The organism is Bradyrhizobium macuxiense (assembly GCF_001542415.1).
Classification (GTDB): Bacteria; Pseudomonadota; Alphaproteobacteria; order Rhizobiales; family Xanthobacteraceae; genus Bradyrhizobium; species Bradyrhizobium macuxiense.
Genome location: NZ_LNCU01000120.1, coordinates 21,326 through 37,664 on the forward strand (window position 1 = coordinate 21,326; position 16,339 = coordinate 37,664).

General features: G+C 64.2%; 17 protein-coding genes and 1 tRNA gene. 13 read left to right on the top strand and 5 right to left on the bottom strand.

What is annotated here, in order from left to right:
- Positions 1-101: 101 nt before the first annotated feature.
- Positions 102-1,367: an MFS transporter gene (locus AS156_RS36865; RefSeq protein ID WP_066514775.1), complete on the top strand. Its 1,266-nt coding sequence runs from the start codon at positions 102-104 to the stop codon at positions 1,365-1,367.
- Positions 1,368-1,411: 44 nt separating this feature from the next.
- A complete protein-coding gene (locus AS156_RS36870) occupies positions 1,412-1,798 on the top strand; it encodes a tautomerase family protein (RefSeq protein WP_066514776.1) in 387 nt (128 codons plus the stop codon).
- 448 nt (positions 1,799-2,246) lie between these two features.
- Here AS156_RS36870 and AS156_RS36875 read toward each other — a convergent pair.
- Positions 2,247-2,333, bottom strand: a tRNA-Leu gene (locus AS156_RS36875).
- Positions 2,334-2,480: 147 nt separating this feature from the next.
- Between AS156_RS36875 and AS156_RS36880 the strand changes: the two genes are divergently transcribed.
- A complete protein-coding gene (locus tag AS156_RS36880; RefSeq protein WP_066514779.1) occupies positions 2,481-3,449 on the top strand; it encodes a complex I NDUFA9 subunit family protein in 969 nt (322 codons plus the stop codon).
- A 155-nt stretch (positions 3,450-3,604) separates the two neighbouring features.
- Here AS156_RS36880 and AS156_RS36885 read toward each other — a convergent pair whose 3' ends face one another.
- Entirely contained in the window at positions 3,605-4,411 is an 807-nt protein-coding gene (locus tag AS156_RS36885) for an undecaprenyl-diphosphate phosphatase (RefSeq protein WP_066514781.1), read from the bottom strand.
- 266 nt (positions 4,412-4,677) lie between these two features.
- Between AS156_RS36885 and AS156_RS36890 the strand changes: the two genes are divergently transcribed.
- The 3 genes from AS156_RS36890 (at position 4,678) to AS156_RS36900 (ending at position 7,451) form a co-directional block, all read left to right on the top strand.
- Positions 4,678-5,370, top strand: coding sequence for a glutathione S-transferase family protein (locus AS156_RS36890; RefSeq protein ID WP_066514782.1), 693 nt, complete (start codon positions 4,678-4,680; stop codon positions 5,368-5,370).
- A complete protein-coding gene (queG, locus tag AS156_RS36895; protein ID WP_066514783.1) occupies positions 5,319-6,548 on the top strand; it encodes a tRNA epoxyqueuosine(34) reductase QueG in 1,230 nt (409 codons plus the stop codon). Before AS156_RS36890 ends, queG begins: the two co-directional genes overlap by 52 nt.
- A 105-nt stretch (positions 6,549-6,653) precedes the next feature.
- Entirely contained in the window at positions 6,654-7,451 is a 798-nt protein-coding gene (locus AS156_RS36900) for an acyl-CoA thioesterase domain-containing protein (RefSeq protein WP_066514784.1), read from the top strand.
- A gap of 167 nt (positions 7,452-7,618) precedes the next feature.
- On the opposite strand, the gene AS156_RS36905 is transcribed toward AS156_RS36900, so the two are convergent.
- Positions 7,619-8,089 (bottom strand): nuclear transport factor 2 family protein, encoded by a 471-nt coding sequence (locus AS156_RS36905; protein WP_066514786.1) that lies wholly within the window; start codon positions 8,087-8,089, stop codon positions 7,619-7,621.
- 225 nt (positions 8,090-8,314) lie between these two features.
- Complete coding sequence (locus AS156_RS36910) at positions 8,315-9,151, bottom strand: alpha/beta hydrolase (RefSeq protein ID WP_066514788.1); 837 nt, start codon at positions 9,149-9,151, stop codon at positions 8,315-8,317.
- A 229-nt stretch (positions 9,152-9,380) separates the two neighbouring features.
- Here AS156_RS36910 and infC point away from each other — a divergent pair, with 229 nt between their 5' ends.
- From infC to rplT, 3 genes are all read left to right on the top strand, one after another.
- Entirely contained in the window at positions 9,381-9,920 is a 540-nt protein-coding gene (infC, locus tag AS156_RS36915; RefSeq protein WP_082747954.1) for a translation initiation factor IF-3, read from the top strand.
- A 367-nt stretch (positions 9,921-10,287) separates the two neighbouring features.
- A complete protein-coding gene (rpmI, locus tag AS156_RS36920; protein WP_008539890.1) occupies positions 10,288-10,488 on the top strand; it encodes a 50S ribosomal protein L35 in 201 nt (66 codons plus the stop codon).
- Positions 10,489-10,565: 77 nt separating this feature from the next.
- A complete protein-coding gene (gene rplT, locus AS156_RS36925; protein ID WP_066514797.1) occupies positions 10,566-10,925 on the top strand; it encodes a 50S ribosomal protein L20 in 360 nt (119 codons plus the stop codon).
- A 2-nt stretch (positions 10,926-10,927) separates the two neighbouring features.
- Here the strand turns inward: rplT and AS156_RS36930 are convergent, their stop codons facing one another.
- Complete coding sequence (locus tag AS156_RS36930; RefSeq protein WP_066514799.1) at positions 10,928-11,338, bottom strand: hypothetical protein; 411 nt, start codon at positions 11,336-11,338, stop codon at positions 10,928-10,930.
- A 217-nt stretch (positions 11,339-11,555) separates the two neighbouring features.
- On the opposite strand from AS156_RS36930, the gene pheS reads away from it, so the two are divergent.
- From pheS to AS156_RS45400, 4 genes are all read left to right on the top strand, one after another.
- Entirely contained in the window at positions 11,556-12,638 is a 1,083-nt protein-coding gene (pheS, locus tag AS156_RS36935; RefSeq protein ID WP_066515186.1) for a phenylalanine--tRNA ligase subunit alpha, read from the top strand.
- 191 nt (positions 12,639-12,829) lie between these two features.
- Positions 12,830-13,264 (top strand): endonuclease domain-containing protein, encoded by a 435-nt coding sequence (locus AS156_RS36940; protein WP_082747945.1) that lies wholly within the window; start codon positions 12,830-12,832, stop codon positions 13,262-13,264.
- The gene (gene pheT / locus AS156_RS36945) at positions 13,261-15,669 is read left to right on the top strand and encodes a phenylalanine--tRNA ligase subunit beta (protein WP_066514801.1); all 2,409 of its coding nucleotides are present in this window, start codon (positions 13,261-13,263) and stop codon (positions 15,667-15,669) included. Before AS156_RS36940 ends, pheT begins: the two co-directional genes overlap by 4 nt.
- 208 nt (positions 15,670-15,877) lie before the next feature.
- A partial coding sequence (locus AS156_RS45400) for a sulfite exporter TauE/SafE family protein (RefSeq protein ID WP_245313234.1) occupies positions 15,878-16,339 on the top strand: 462 nt, incomplete at its 3' end.

A 16,339-nucleotide genomic window follows, 5' to 3' on the forward strand; every position in this document is an offset into this window, starting at 1 on the left:
TTTCAGCGGAACTTGTGCGATGCGACGGGTGCAATTGCCGTACCCCCACCCTATGTGTTGCCGGCCTCTCGCCCGCTTGTGCCTCAACGAAAAAGAATGACATGACCGAACAAACTATGGCGGCGCCGATCGACGACCCAACGGCGCGCGGCTTTACGCGCTACCAGTCGCTTCTGATCGCGTTGCTTGCGTTCACGCAGTTCACCATCATCCTCGATTTCATCATCATGTCGCCGCTCGGCGCCATCCTGATGCCTGCGCTCAACATCACCGCCGGGCAATTCGGCGTCGCGGTTTCGGCCTACGCGTTCAGCGCCGGCATTTCGGGCATCCTCGCCGCCGGCTTTGCCGATCGCTTCGACCGCAAGCGCCTGCTGCTGTTCTTCTATGTCGGCTTCACGCTCGGCACCGCGCTCTGCGCGCTGGCGCAGAACTTCCACGTGCTGCTGCTCGGCCGCATCGTCACCGGATTGTTCGGCGGCGTGATCGGTTCAGTCGTGCTCGCGATCGTCACCGACCTGTTCCCGCTGCAGCAGCGCGGCCGCGTGATGGGGTTCGTGCAAACCGCGTTCGCCGCGAGCCAGGTGCTCGGCATTCCCGCCGGGCTCTTCCTCGCCAATCACTGGAACTGGCACGTCGCCTTCGTCGCGATCGTCGGCCTGTCGATCGCGGCGATCGCCGTCATCGCATTCGCAATGCAGCCGGTCGATGCGCATCTGCGCTTCAAGCAGGACGGCAACCCGTTCCACCATTTGATCGCGACCGTCGGACAGCCGCGCTACACGTTGGCCTTCCTGGTGACGACGCTGCTGGCGACCGGCGGATTCATGCTGATGCCGTTCGGCAGCGCCTATACCGTGCACAATCTCGGCATCGATATCGTCCACCTGCCGACGATATATCTCGTCTCCGGCCTGTTCAGCATCATCATCGGGCCGCTGGTCGGCCGCGCCAGCGACGCATTCGGGAAATATCCGACCTTCGTGTTCGGCAGCCTGGTGTCGATCGTCATGGTGCTGATCTACACCAATCTCGGCCCGGTCTCACTCCTGACCGCGATCGTCGTCAACGTGCTGATGTTCGTCGGCATCTTCTCACGCATGATCCCGTCGCAGGCGCTGATGTCGGCGATCCCCGATGCGAGCCAGCGTGGCGCGTTCAGCGCGGTCAGCGCGTCCGTGCAGCAGCTCTCGGGCGGGCTCGGCTCGGTGCTGGCGGCCGCGATCATCTCGGAGAATCCGGACGGTTCGCTGCTGCATTTCGACCGGATCGGATACGTCGTCGTGGCGGCGTCGATCCTGTCGCTGACCGCGATGTATTTCGTCCAGCGACCGATCGCGAAGCGGAGCGGCAGGCGCATAGTCTGACGGCATAACCGAATGCTCTCCGCAAAACTCAAGGAGCTCTTCCCATGCCGCTGATCTACATCTCGCTCCTGAAGGGCAAGTCGAAGGACCACATCCGCGCCATCTCCGACGGCGTCCACCAGGCGCTGATCGACACCTACAGTGTGCCCGCAGGCGATCGCTTCCAGTTCATCCGTCAGCATGAGCCGGGGGAGTTCATCTACGACCCCGACTATCTCGGCATCCACCGCACCGACGATGTGGTGTTCATCCACATCATCGCCGGCAATTGGCGCGACACCGCAACCAAGAAAGCGCTCTACAAGACGATCGCCGACCGCCTCACCGAGAAGCCGGGCTTGCGGCGCGAGGACGTGCAGGTTGTGCTGTCATCGAATGAGCGCGACGAATGGTCGTTCGGTAACGGGCTCGCCTCGTATCTCAAGGACTGATTCCGTCTGACACGGATGCGTGCCTACAGGCTCGGCGCACCAACCCGAAAGCCCCTGGCGCGGCCTTACATACAGCGACCCCACCTAGCGGCGGCGCTCGGCGGGGCCCTGCTCCACACGCTCCCGCCGGGGGGCTGGCAAGAGCTTTGTGGAAACGCGATCAGTCTACGCCCCGGTCCCTGCAACGAGGATTGCGCATCGGAGGCACCCCTATCGGGTCCCGCGCCATCGGGACGACTCCAGTGTGGGCTTTGGGGGCTAATGCACCGAAGCCGTCCCAGGTCGGACGGCAGGCACCCGACTGTTCCAACAGTTCCAGTCGGACGAAAGTTCCTAGCTAGGGTCGAGGGTAGATTCGCCGATGGCGCCATACGCCATCTCGGCGGGTTACGGGTTCGACCAACCCGCCCTCGGGATCATGAGCGATTTCAATTGCTTGAAAAGGGAGTGGTGCCCAGGAAAGGACTCGAACCTTCACGGCCGTGAAGCCACTGGCACCTGAAGCCAGCGCGTCTACCAATTCCGCCACCTGGGCACGTGGGTGCGCTCTGTAAGGTTCGATGACGCGCTTGTCAAATTCGCGATTGGAAAATCAAATACCCTGTACAGGGTTGAGTTGATGGCGTATCGCCAACCGGCTAAATGCCCTCAATAACTCTCGAATCCGGCAGGAACTGACCTCATGGCATCGAACCTCGACACGCTCGTCACGGTCTTCGGCGGATCGGGTTTTCTGGGGCGGAACGTGGTCCGGGCACTCAGCAAGCGCGATTACCGCGTCCGAGTCGCGGTGCGGCGGCCCGAGCTTGCCGGCCACCTGCAGCCGCTCGGCCGGGTCGGCCAGATCCACGCCGTTCAGACCAATGTGCGCTACCCCGCCTCGGTCGAGGCCGCGATGCGTGATTCGCGCGTCGCCATCAATCTGGTCGGCATCCTGGCCCAGGGCGGCGGACAGACTTTCGACGCCGTGCAGGTGAAGGGGGCCGAGACGGTCGCGAAGACGGCGGCAGCCGCCGGCGCCCGGATGGTCCATGTCTCGGCGATCGGCGCCGACGAGAATTCGCTGTCGCACTATTACCGCTCCAAGGCGGCCGGCGAGCAGGCCGTGCTAGCGGCGGCGCCCTCGGCCACCATCGTGCGCCCGTCGCTGATGTTCGGGCCCGAGGACGAGTTCACCAACCGCTTCGCGGCGCTGGCGCGGATCTCGCCGGTGCTGCCGCTGGTCGGCGGCGGCGTCAACAAGCTGCAACCCGCCTATGTCGCCGATGTCGCAAAGGCCGTGGCCGACGTCGTCGACGGCAAGGCCAAGGCCGGCGCGGTTTACGAGCTCGGCGGCCCGGAAATACTGACCATGCGCGAAGTCATGGAGATCATCCTGGAGATCACCCAGCGCCACCGCATGCTGGCGCCGCTGCCGTTCGGCCTCGCCAAGCTGCAGTCGCTGTTCCTGCAGTTCGCGCCCGGCGCGTTCAAGCTGACGCCGGACCAGGTCGCGATGCTGCGCTCGGACAATGTGGTGTCGGACACTGCTAAGGCCGCAGGCCTGACCTTCGCGGGCCTCGGCATCACACCGGACTCGATCGAAGCCGTCGCCCCGCAATATCTCTGGCGCTTCCGCGCGACCGGTCAATTCCAGAAGAACGGCGCGTAGCTCTCTCCACTCGTCGTCCCGGCCAAGCGAAGCGCGAGCCGGGACCCATAACCACGAATGTCCGAGTTATACAGGGCCGGGGCCACAACCTTTCGCGATTGAAAGAGCTGTGGTTATGGGTCCCTGCTTTCGCAGGGACGACAGAGGAGTAAGCCTTAACGACCCATCGCCAGCGCGATCAGGCCGAGCGTGCCGATGATGACGCGCCACCATGCGAAGAAGGTGAAGCCGCGGCGGGTGACGAAGTTGAGGAACGCCCGCACCACGATCAGCGCGGTGATGAACGAGACCACGAAGCCGACGGCGATGACGGAAAGACCATCGGTCGAGAAGTCGCCGCGGTTCTTGTAGAAATCATAGGCGAACGCGCCGACCATGGTCGGGATCGCGAGGAAGAACGAGAACTCCGCGGCCGAGCGCTTGTCGGCGCCGAGCAGCATCGCGGCCACGATGCTGGCGCCCGAGCGCGACACGCCGGGGATCATCGCCATGCACTGCGCAACACCGATCCAGAAATACATCAGCAGCGGGAATCTGGTCGCGTCGTCCTCGTAAACTTTGAGATCGAGCTGATCGACCCACAGCAGGATGGCGCCACCGACGATCAGCGAGAAGCAGACCACCCACGGATTGAACAGGAATTCCTTGATGTATTTGCCGGCGATCAGGCCGATCACTACCGCCGGCAGGAAGGCCACCAGCACCCCGATGACGAAGCGCCGATCATCGGGGTTAGAGAACATGCCGAGCGCAATGCGCCACAATTTGGCGAAATAAAGCACCACAATCGCCAGAATCGCGCCGAGCTGAATCAGGATCGCAAAGCTCTTCCAGAAGTCGCCTTCGCCGAGATTGAAGAAACGCTCCGCAAGCAGCAAGTGCCCCGTCGAAGAAACCGGCAGGAACTCCGTGACACCCTCGACGATGCCGAGAATCACCGCCCGCAGCATATCTGTCATCATGATGTGGTCTGCCCTCGTCTGGAAGAACCGCGCCCTTCTCGCCTATTCACCCCTATGCTGCAATCGCAAAAAAACGGCAAACAGTTGTTGCCTGACGGATTTGCTGAGCTATAGCGTTTTTGTGACCCGCGCCCTCCGCGGGAGTGGCTACCGCTTCGCGTCATCACGCGACATAGAGACGATCGGAACTGGTTCGGGCATGCTCCTCCAGTTCAGGTCACACAGGTTGATGGTTTCTTAAGCGCCGCGACACTACCAAGGACTGCATGTACACGCTCTATCACCATCCGTTCTGTCCGCATTCGCGATTCATTCGCCTCGTGCTCGGCGAGTATGGCCTCGATCTGCGCCTTGTGGAGGAACGGGTCTGGGAGCGGCGCGAAGCATTCCTTGCGCTCAATCCGGCGGCGACCACCCCGGTGCTGATCGGCGAAGGCTTCCCGCCGGTTCCGGGGGCTGCGATCATCGCCGAATATGTCGACGAGGCGCATGGCCTCGATGCCGGCGAGCGGCGGCTGATGCCGACGTCGATGGCCGAGCGCATCGAGGTGCGCCGGCTGATGGCGTGGTTCAACGAGAAGTTCTTCGAGGAAGCCTCCAACCCGCTGATGACCGAGCGCATCTACAAGCGCTTCATGAGCGAGGACAATGGCGGCGGCCCGCCGGCGCCCGACATCATGCGCGCGGCCAAGGTCAATGTGCGTTATCATCTGAGCTATATCGGCTGGCTCGCCAAGACGCGGAACTATCTCGCCGGCGACCGGCTCACTTACGCGGATCTCGCCGCCGCGGCGCATCTTTCGGCGATCGACTATCTGGGCGACGTGCCATGGAGCGAGGACGACGCGGCAAAGTCGTGGTACGCGCGGGTGAAGTCCCGCCCGTCGTTCCGCCCGCTGCTCAGCGAATGGCTGGCGGGGGTGCCGGCGTCGCGCACCTATGTGGACCTCGACTTCTGAACCAGGCGGTCAGGCTCTCTCCTGATGATCTCAAGGCGGCGCTGACGCGCGAAGCGCACGCGCTCGGCTTCGACAGCATCGGCATCACCGGTCCCGACGCCATCGCGCAAGCAGGCCGGCATTTCCTCGAATTCCTCGACAGCGGCGGCCATGGCGACATGGACTGGCTCGCCTCCAGCCCCGAGCGGCGCACCGATCCGCGCGGACTGTGGAATGGCGTGCGCTCGATCATCATGCTCGGCGTCAATTACGGGCCCGACGACAATCCGCTCGATGTGCTCGCGCGCCGTTCGCACGGCGCGATCTCGGTCTATGCGCAGGGCGACGACTATCACGACGTGATCAAGAAGCGCCTGAAGACGCTGGCGCGATGGCTCGCCGCTATGACAGGCGACGAGGTGAAGGTGTTCGTCGACACCGCCGCCGTGATGGAGAAACCGTTGGCGCAGGCCGCCGGCATCGGCTGGCAGGGCAAGCACACCAATCTCGTCTCGCGCGAGTTCGGCTCGTGGCTGTTCCTGGGCGCGATCTATTCCGCCACCGACCTGCCGCGCGACATCAGCGACACCGATCATTGCGGCAGCTGCCGCGCCTGCCAGGACATTTGCCCGACCGCGGCGTTCCCCGCGCCATACAAGCTCGACGCGCGGCGCTGCATCTCCTATCTGACGATCGAGAACAAGGGCCCGATCCCGCACGAATTCCGCAAGAGTATCGGCAACCGCATCTATGGCTGCGACGATTGCCTGGCCGTGTGCCCGTGGAACAAGTTCGCGCAGGAGGGACGCGAACAAAAGCTCGCCGCGCGCGAAGCCCTGCGTGCGCCACGGCTCGCCGATCTCGCGCAGCTCGATGATCCGGCTTTCCGCGCATTGTTCTCGAAATCGCCGGTGAAGCGCATCGGTCGCGACCGTTTCATTCGCAATGTGTTGATCGCGATCGGCAACTCCGGCGATGCCGACTTGGCCGAGGTGGCGACGCGATTGCTCGACGATGCAAGTCCGCTGGTGCGGGGTGCGGCGGTGTGGGCGCTGTCGCAACTGATCGGGCAAGATGAGTTTGCGGCGCTGGCGCTGCGGGCCGATGCAGAAACGGAATCCACGGTGCAGCAGGAATGGGCGGCCGCGCTCACAACTTCCCCTCATCCTGAGGAGCGCACCGCGCGTCTCGAAGGATGAGGCCACAGAACGGGCCTCATGGTTCGAGATGCAGCTTCGCTGCTCCTCACCATGAGGAACGGAAAGCTTGATTTCCGGTAAGCGTTCCCGTCATGGTCCCACGCCATGACAAACCAGCCCTTCTTCACCAGGCACGGCGACGGCTTCATGCCGACGTCAGTCGCGAACGGACCGTGGAGTCCGGAATCCCTGCACGGCCGCGTCGTGATCGGCCTGCTCGCTTTCGTCATCGAGGAGCGCCACGGCTCCGACGATTTCGTGCCGGCGCGGCTGACCGTCGACATGTTCCGGCTGCCCAACATCACCACGCCGATCGAGGTGACAACGAGGCTCGTGCGCGACGGGCTCCGCATCAAGGTGATCGAGGCCGAGTTCTTGTCCGGCGGCACCAGCATGGCGCGCGCCTCGTGCCAATCGTTGCGCCGGACGGAAAATGCGCCCGGCAATGTCTGGTCGCCGCCGAACTGGCAGGTGCCGGCGCCATCTGACATTCCAAAGCCGACCGATCCCCGGCTCGGCATGAACGGCAAATGGGAGACGCGGCCGATCGCAGGCCACATGGGCTCGCTCGGTGAGCGGCGGCTCTGGATGAGCGAGGTCCGCGAGCTGGTCGCGGGCGTACCGATGACGCCGTTCGTCCATGTCGCGACGGGTGCAGACTTCGCCAGCCCGTTCGCCAACGCCGGCGACCAGGGCCTCGGCTACATCAACAGCGACGTCACGATCTATCTGCACCGCATGCCGGTAACCAGGTGGATCGGCTTCGAGGTGGTGAACCATCACGCCACCGATGGCGTCGCGATCGGCGAATGCTGGCTTTACGACGAGAAGGGGCCAATCGGCACATCGACGGTCGCGGCGCTGGCGCAGCGCAGGCCGATGACCAATCCGCCGCCGCCGTAAGGCTGACCGCCGTCATTGCGAGGAGCTCGCGACAAAATTGCAAAGCAATTTTGCGCTGAAGCGACGAAGCAATCCACCGCTCCGCACATGCCGAAGCATGGATTGCTTCGCGGAGCCTGTCATCGGGCGCGCATTCGCGCGACCCGTTGGCTCGCAATGACAGAGAACTATTCCACCAGATGCCGCTTCATCTCCGGCCGCGCCCTCAGTGCGGCACCCTGCTTGCCCGCGATCTTCGCGATCCGCTCCGGCGCGAAATTCAGATCGACGAACGCGGGCGCGGTGTTGGCGACCTCGTGATAGCTCGTGATCTTGCCCTCCCGCAGCGTCATGATCGAGACGCCCTCGAACATCGCACGTGCGCCCTTGGCTTCCGGCAGGGTCGAGCGGTAGCTGAACGTGTAGCGTGCGTAGAGCGTCTCGCCGTCAGAGACGGGATCGTGCATGTCCCAGCGGAAGTCGGTCGCGGTCCGGTAGAACCAGTCGTCGATCATCTCGGCGATCCGCGCGTGGCCCTTGAACGCGCCGTAGAACACGTCGTGATAGACGCCGTCCTCGGTGAAGAGATTTGCAAAGGCCTTGCCGTTGCGCTGCTCGACTGCATCGCAGAACGCGCGCAACATTGTCGTGGTGTTCATTGACCTTTCTCCCGACTCTCGTTCTCCTTCCCTCTCCCCTTGTGGGAGAGGGTGGATCGAATGAGCGAAAGCTCATTCGAGACGGGTGAGGGGTCTGCCTCCACGGAGAGAACCCCTCATCCGGCACGGACTTCGCATAGCCGATGCGCAGCATCGGCGTCCTTTGACGGCGGCCGAACGCCGCCTATGGCCACCTTCTCCCACAAGGGGAGAAGGCAAAAGAGCCTAGCTGATCTCCGCCACCGCGGCGATGATCCGCGCGATGTCCTGCGGCCGCGACAGGCGGTGGTCGCCGTCCTGGATCATGGTCAGCACCACATCCTCGGCCGGCAGCCGGTGCACCAGCGCGAACGCGTGCTTCCACGGCACGTCGGGATCCTGCGCGCCCTGCAGGATGCGCACGGGGCAGCCGACGTCGATCTTGCTGCCGAGCAGCAGATGGTTGCGGCCCTCCTCGATCAAATTGCGCGTGATCGGGTAGGGCGTGCCGTCGCCATACTCCGACGGCCTGAGCCAGACGCCCTTGGTTTCGATCTCGGCGCGAATCTCGGGCGAAAATCCCTTCCACATCAGCTCCTCGGTGAAATCGGGCGCCGGCGCGATCAGCACCAGGCCCGCAAGCTGCGCCTGGCTATTGCCACGCCTGGCGAGCTCGCGCGCCAGCAACAGTGCCATCCAGCCGCCCATCGAGGAACCGATCACCACCTGCGGCCCGCGACAGAACCCGGTGAACACAGCCACGCTGTCCTCGAGCCAGCGGCCGATCGTGCCGTCGACGAATTGCCCGCCGGATTCGCCATGCCCGGAATAGTCGAACCTGACGCAGCCGCGGCCGTGCTCGGCGGCCCACGCATCGAGCGCGATCGCCTTGGTGCCCTTCATGTCCGAATTGAACCCGCCGAGCCAGAACAGCCCGGGCGCACCACTTGTGCTGCCGGGGGTGCCGCTTGGGCCCCCGGGACTGCCGCCGGAGCGGGCCCGCACCGCGATCCGGCGCCGGGCAACGCCCTCGCCGACGTCGATGAAAGCGGGTTCCTGATCGGGGGCGGCGGTTTGGCTCATGGTTCGGTCACTCGCGTGTCAGATAGTTGGTTTTCGATTGTCGCGCGGCATCGGTCAACGGTTGCGGGCGAGCGTCTTGCGGAGCACGCGCGCCCGCTATATGTGCCGGGCGTGGCGAAAATGCCTCGCAATTGACGGTTTTGCCGCGTATGTGGCGAGTTCGCTTGCTCGTTGCAGCGTCTTGCTTCAAAATATCCGCCTTCCCTTTCACAACTTTGGAGAGTTACCCATTCGCCGTCCCAATAGAGCCCCGCCCACAGTCGCCAAAGACGGGCCGCGCACCAATGACGAGATTCGCAACGCACAGATCCAGCTGATCGATCAGGACGGCGCCAACAAGGGCACCGTCGAAACCATGGTGGCCATCAAGATGGCCATGGAAGCCGGAATGGACCTCGTCGAGATTTCGCCGAACGTCAGTCCGCCGGTCTGCAAGATCATGGACTACGGCAAGTACAAATATTCCGCGCAGAAGAAGGCCGCCGAAGCCCGCAAGAAGCAGAAGGTCGTCGAGATCAAGGAGATCAAGCTCCGCCCGATGATCGACGATCACGACTATGACGTGAAGATGCGCGCGATGCAGCGCTTCTTCGAGGAAGGCGACAAGGTCAAGATCACCTTGCGCTACCGCGGTCGTGAGATGGCGCACCAGGAGATCGGCACCAAGCTGTTGGACAAGGTGAAGGCCGACGTTGCCGAGTTCGCCAAGGTCGAGCAGGACGCGAAGTTCGAGGGCCGCCAGGTCGTGATGGTGCTGGCGCCGCGCTAATTCGAATTAGTCGCTTTGCCGATGTTGGAACGGCCCGCCAGATTGGCGGGCTGTTTCATTTCCGTAGCCCGGATGGAGCGCAGCGAAATCCGGGATCGTCGAGCCACGGATGCACCGTCCCGGATTACGCTCCGCTCCATCCGGGCTACCCGGCTCCCCGGCCCCGCTTCAAACGTTGCAAAAAGCCCGATCCTCTGTCATAAGCCGGGCCTTCGCCGCCCGGCTGATCAAGGGCTGCCGTGGCGACGTTTCGTGCGGGTTCTTTCAATTCGGGAAAAACCTTAGCACTTTCAACGCTCTAACGAGCATTTTAGCCGGCCGGACGCCTCTCGGGGCGCCTTTTGTGCTTGGCCAGAAGGAGAGCCAAATGCCCAAGTTGAAGACCAAATCGGGCGCCAAAAAGCGCTTCAAGGTGACTGCCACCGGCAAAGTCATGCACGCCCAGCGTGGCAAGCGCCACGGCATGATCAAGCGGACGAAGAAGCAGATCCGTCAGCTCCGCGGCACTCGCGTGCTGTTCAAGACCGACGGCGACAACGTCAAGAAGTACTTCTTGCCGAACGCCTGATCGCGCCAATCGCTTGAACCCGGCCGCGCCCGGCGCGGCGACCCGTCACCACTTCAATATTCCTAAGGATTTCCGTCATGTCTCGCGTCAAACGCGGTGTGACCGCTCACGCCAAGCACAAGAAAGTCTACAAGGCCGCCAAGGGCTATTACGGCCGTCGCAAGAACACGATCCGCGTCGCCAAACAGGCCGTCGAAAAGGCCGGCCAGTACGCCTTCCGCGACCGCAAGCGCAAGAAGCGCACCTTCCGCGCGCTCTGGATCCAGCGCATCAACGCGGCCGTCCGCCCCTTCGGCATGACCTACAGCGTGTTTATCAACGGCCTGTCCAAGTCGGGCATCACGGTCGACCGCAAGGTGCTGTCGGATCTCGCCATCGCGGAGCCGGCTGCGTTCCAGGCGATCGCCGAGAAGGCCAAGGCGGCGCTCGCGGCCTGATGCTAGCGGGCTTTGGAGCCCGCTTTCAGCGCCTTCTGCGAATAGCGCTGTGAAACCTCTGCCCGGCAGAACGCCGTGAACGAGCGGTACATGGTGCCGCTCTCGTTCCGGTATTTGGCGTCGCAGCGGTTGAGCTGGCTGGCATAGACCTTCTTCTGCGACGCTCCGAGGCCGGACAGGAAGTCCGCCTCGCATTTCCGCTCGACGGTGGTGCCGAACTGGACGTCGCCGCTCGCGCCGTATTCGCATGCCTCGAAGATCGTCATCGCGCGGTTGCAGCTCGGCGCCGCCTTTAGCGCCGCGATGATGTCGTCCATGTCAGTCGATTTGGCGGGACATTCCTCCGTGGCGGCCTGCGCCGCGCCGAGAGCGAACAGCACCGCCGGAATCGCCAGGCAAGATCTCGAGAACATCGCTAGTCTCCCCCTCGTCCCCTTGGTGCCGCGCCGGCACGGCGGGTTCAATGCAGCCGGTCATCCGCCCGAAATGACCGGCTTTTTGCTTGACGTTACGGCCTTCGGGCGGCGACAACCCAGCCGCATTTTGGCGCATTGTCCGCAAGGCAGGGGTCCGGTTCGCTTCCCGGTTCTTCCCTTTGGATCATGCTCCGCTCTAGCGCAGGAATTGACCGTGTCCGACCTCGCAACGCTCGAAAAATCCATTCTCGACCAGATCGCCGCCGCCGGCGACGAGCCCGCCCTTGAGGCGGTGCGTGTCGCCGCCCTCGGCAAGAAGGGCTCGATCTCGGCTTTGCTTTCGACCCTCGGCAAGATGTCGCCGGACGAGCGCAAGACCGAAGGCGCCAAGATCAACCTCGCCAAGGATGCGGTGACGCAAGCGCTGACCGCGCGGCGCGACGTACTGAAGTCCGCCGCCCTCGATGCGCGGCTCGCCTCGGAGACCATCGACGTCACCTTGCCGCTGCGCGAGACGCCGGCCGAGACCGGCCGCATCCATCCGCTGAGCCAGGCGTGGGACGAGCTCACCACGATCTTCGCCGACATGGGATTCTCGGTCGCCGAAGGTCCCGACATCGAGACCGACGACTACAACTTCACCAAGTTGAACTTCCCCGAAGGCCATCCGGCGCGGGAGATGCACGACACCTTCTTCTTCAATCCGAAAGAGGACGGCTCGCGCATGCTGTTGCGCACCCACACCTCGCCGGTGCAGGTGCGCACGATGCTGACGCAGAAGCCGCCGATCCGCATCATCTGCCCCGGCCGTACCTATCGCATCGACTCGGACGCGACCCACACGCCGCAATTCCACCAGGTCGAGGGCCTCGTCATCGACAAGGGCTCGCATCTCGGGCACCTCAAATGGATCCTGCACGAGTTCTGCAAGGCGTTCTTCGAGGTCGACCACATCAACATGCGGTTCCGGCCGTCGTTCTTCCCGTTCACCGAGCCGTCGCTCGAAGTCGACATCCAGTGCCGCCGCGACAAAGGCGAGATCCGCTTCGGCGAGGGCGAGGACTGGCTGGAGATTCTCGGTTGCGGCATGGTGCACCCGAACGTGCTGCGCGCCTGCGGCATCGATCCCGACGTCTACCAGGGCTTCGCCTGGGGCATGGGCATCGACCGCATCGCGATGCTGAAATACGGCATCGCCGATCTCAGGCAGCTGTTCGAGAGCGACGTCCGCTGGCTCAACCACTACGGCTTCAAGCCGCTCGAGATCCCGACGATTGCGGGGGGATTGAGTTCGTGAGTTTCGCCTTTGCTCCCATCGCGGAGAGAGCCCCCACCCTAACCCTCCCCCGCAAGCGGGAGAGGGAATGGATGGAGTGTGCCCTCCGGCGTCGAATGGATATGAAGACCCTATCCACGAGAGCGGTCGGACTCCCTCTCCCGCTTGCGGGGGAGGGCTGGGGTGGGGGTCTCGCCGCAATGGGGTTGCCAATGGTCGATCCAAAACAACCGGACTGGAAAGTCTCCGAGAGAATTCGCTCCAACGCACGCACGCTTCGCAAGAATTCGACCGACGTCGAGCGCATCCTTTGGTCGGAGCTGCGCGGCAATCGACTGAGCGGTGCAAGCTTCCGCCGCCAGGTTCCGATCGACAACTACATCGCCGATTTCGTCTGCCATGCAGCCAAGCTGGTGATCGAGCTCGATGGCGGCCAGCATTTTTCGAATGAGGGCGAGCGCGCCGACGCTCGACGCTCCGCAATCATCGAAGCCAATGGCTTCAAGGTCCTTCGTTTTAGCAATCTCGACGTGATCGAAAATCGCACAGGCGTTCTCGAAACAATCGCCGCCGCCATCGCGGAGAGAGCCCCCACCCTAACCCTCGCCCGCAAGCGGGAGAGGGGACTGGAGAAGCCGTCGTCATGAAGTTCACCCTCTCCTGGCTGAAGGACCATCTCGAGACCGACGAGCCGCTGGAAAAGCTGGCCGACAAGCTCACCATGATCGGGCTCGAGGTCGAGAACATCGAGGACAAGGCGAAAGCCCTGGCGCCGTTTACGATTGCGCGCGTGATCTCGGCCGAGCAGCATCCGAATGCCGACCGGCTGCGGGTGTGCATGGTCGACACCGGTGACGGCGGTGCGCCGGTGCAGGTAGTGTGCGGCGCGCCGAATGCGCGTGCAGGGCTGATCAGCGTGTTCTCGCCGCCCGGCACCTACATTCCCGGCAAGAACATCACGCTCGGCGTCGGCACCATCAGAGGCGTCGAGAGCCGCGGCATGCTGTGCTCGGCGGCCGAGCTGCAGATCTCCGAGGACCATGACGGCATCATGGAGTTGCCGGCCGATGCGCCGCTCGGCAAGGGCTATGCCGAATGGGCCGCGCTCGGCGATCCCACGATCGAGATCAATCTGACGCCGAACCGGCAGGACTGCACCGGCGTGCACGGCATCGCGCGCGATCTCTCCGCCGCCGACATGGGCAAATTCAAGGATCCCGCGATCAAGCCGATCAAGGGCGAATTCCCCTGCCCTGTGCAGGTGACGGTGGAAGACGCCATGCTCTGCCCGGGCTTCGCGCTGCGCCTGGTGCGCGGAGTAAAGAACGGTCCGTCGCCGGAATGGCTGCAGAAGCGGCTGACCTTGATCGGCCTGCGCCCGATCAACGCGCTGGTCGACATCACCAACTTCATGACCTACGACCGCGCCCGCCCGCTGCACGTGTTCGACGCAAAGAAGGTGAAGGGCGACCTCACCGTCCGCCGAGCCAGGGATGGCGAGACGCTACTCGCGCTCGACGGCCGCACCTACACGCTCGACAACAATGTCTGCGTCATCGCCGACGAACACGGTGTCGAATCGCTCGCCGGCATCATGGGCGGCGAGGCCTCGGGCTGCGATGAGAACACGACCGATGTCTTGATCGAATCGGCACTGTGGAACGAGATCAACATCGCGCAGAGCGGCCGCAAGCTCGGCATCAATTCGGACGCGCGCTATCGTTTCGAGCGCGGCGTCGATCCGGCCTTCATGGTACCGGGGCTCGAGCTCGCGACCAAGATGGTGCTCGATCTCTGCGGCGGCGCGCCGTCCGAGAACGTCGTGGTCGGCAACCGCTTCGGCGAGGACCGGGTGATTGATTTCCCGCTCACCGAGGTCAAGCGCCTCGCGGGCATCGAGGTGCCGCTGGTCGAGGTGAAGCTGATCCTGAGCCGGCTCGGCTTCATGCTGGCCGGCAACGGCCCCGTCGTGAAGATCGCGATTCCGTCCTGGCGCACCGACGTGCATGGCAAGGCCGATATCGTCGAAGAGATCGTGCGTATCGTCGGCGTCGACAAGGTTCCGATGACGCCGTTCGATCGCGGCGAGGAGCCGCGCAAGCCGGTGCTGACGCCCATGCAGCAGCGCACCCGCCGCGCCAAGCGCGCGCTGGCCGCGCGCGGCATGGTGGAGGCCGTGACCTGGTCATTCATCACCAACGACGCGGCAAAGATGTTCGGCGGCGGACAGCCTGAGCTCGTGCTCGCCAACCCGATCGCGGCCGATCTTTCGGACATGCGGCCGAGGCTGCTGCCCGGCCTCGTTGCAGCCGCGCAGGCCAATATCAACCGCGGCTATCCCGACGTCGCGCTGTTCGAGGTCGGCCAGGTGTTCCGCGGCGACAGGCCCGAGGACCAGCTGATCGCCGCTTCCGGCGTGCGCCACGGCTATGCCTCATCGAAGGGCGTCGGGCGTCACTGGACCGGCTCCGCGACGGCAGATGCGTTCGACGCCAAGGCCGACGCCTTCGCCGTGCTGGCAGCCGCTGGCGCGCCCGTGCAGGCGCTGCAGATCGTCCCGGGCGGCCCCGCCTGGCTGCATCCGGGACGTTCCGGCACCATCCAGATAGGCCCGCAGAACGTGCTCGGCACGTTCGGAGAATTGCATCCGCGCGCAGCCGAGGCGCTCGGCGCCGACGGCCCGATGATCGTGTTCGAGGTGATTCTGGAGCGCATCCCGGAAGGCAAGCAACGGGCGACGCGCGCCAAGCCGCTGATCGACCTCTCCGCGTTCCAGCCGGTGTCGCGCGACTTCGCCTTCATCGTCGACCGCAGCGTCAAGGCAGGCGACATCGTCCGCGCCGCGCAGAACGTCGACAAGAAGCTGATCTCGGGCGTGACCGTGTTCGACGTCTATGAGGGCAAGGGCATCGATCCCGACAAGAAGTCGATCGCGATCGCCGTGACGATCCAGCCGCGCGAGAAGACGATGACGGATCAGGAGATCGACGCCGTCGCGGCGAAGGTCGTCGCCGAGGTGACGAAAAAGACCGGCGGCACGCTGCGCGCGTGATGCCAACCACAGGCGATGTACTAACACCGTCACCCTGAGGAGCGCGCTCTTGCGCGCGTCTCGAAGGGTCGACGACCCCGGCTGTGGCCGATTCACCCTTCGAGGCTTGCCCAGCGTCGCAAGTGCGCCGCTGGGCGCGCACCTCAGGATGACGGGTCTGATAGGATTAACGCTGCTCGCAGGTCGAACCTTACTTCCCGCATCCCGCATGACCGCCCTCACCTTGATCCCATCAGATGTCAGCACCGCCGTCGCACTCGCGATCTGCGGGATCGCGTTCGTCTCCGGCACTGCGCGCGGCTTTTCGGGCTTCGGCTCGGCGCTGATCTTCATGCCGCTGGCGAGCAGCATCGCGGCGCCGCGGCTGGTGGCGGCGCTGCTGCTGGTGATCGATTTCGTCGCCGCCACGCCGCTGCTGCCGAACGCCTGGACGCATGCCGACCGCAAGGCCACCGCGGTGATGGTGGCCGGTGCGCTGGTCGGCGTTCCCATCGGCACCTATTTCCTCACGGTGCTAGATCCCGTCACCACGCGCTGGATCATTTCCTGCTTCGTCGGCGCGCTGTTGTTGCTGCTGCTGTCCGGCTGGCGCTATCGCGGCAAGGATCACGCCGCGCTGTCGGTCGGCATCGGCGGCCTGTCCGGCTTTTGCAGCGGCCTTGCACAGACC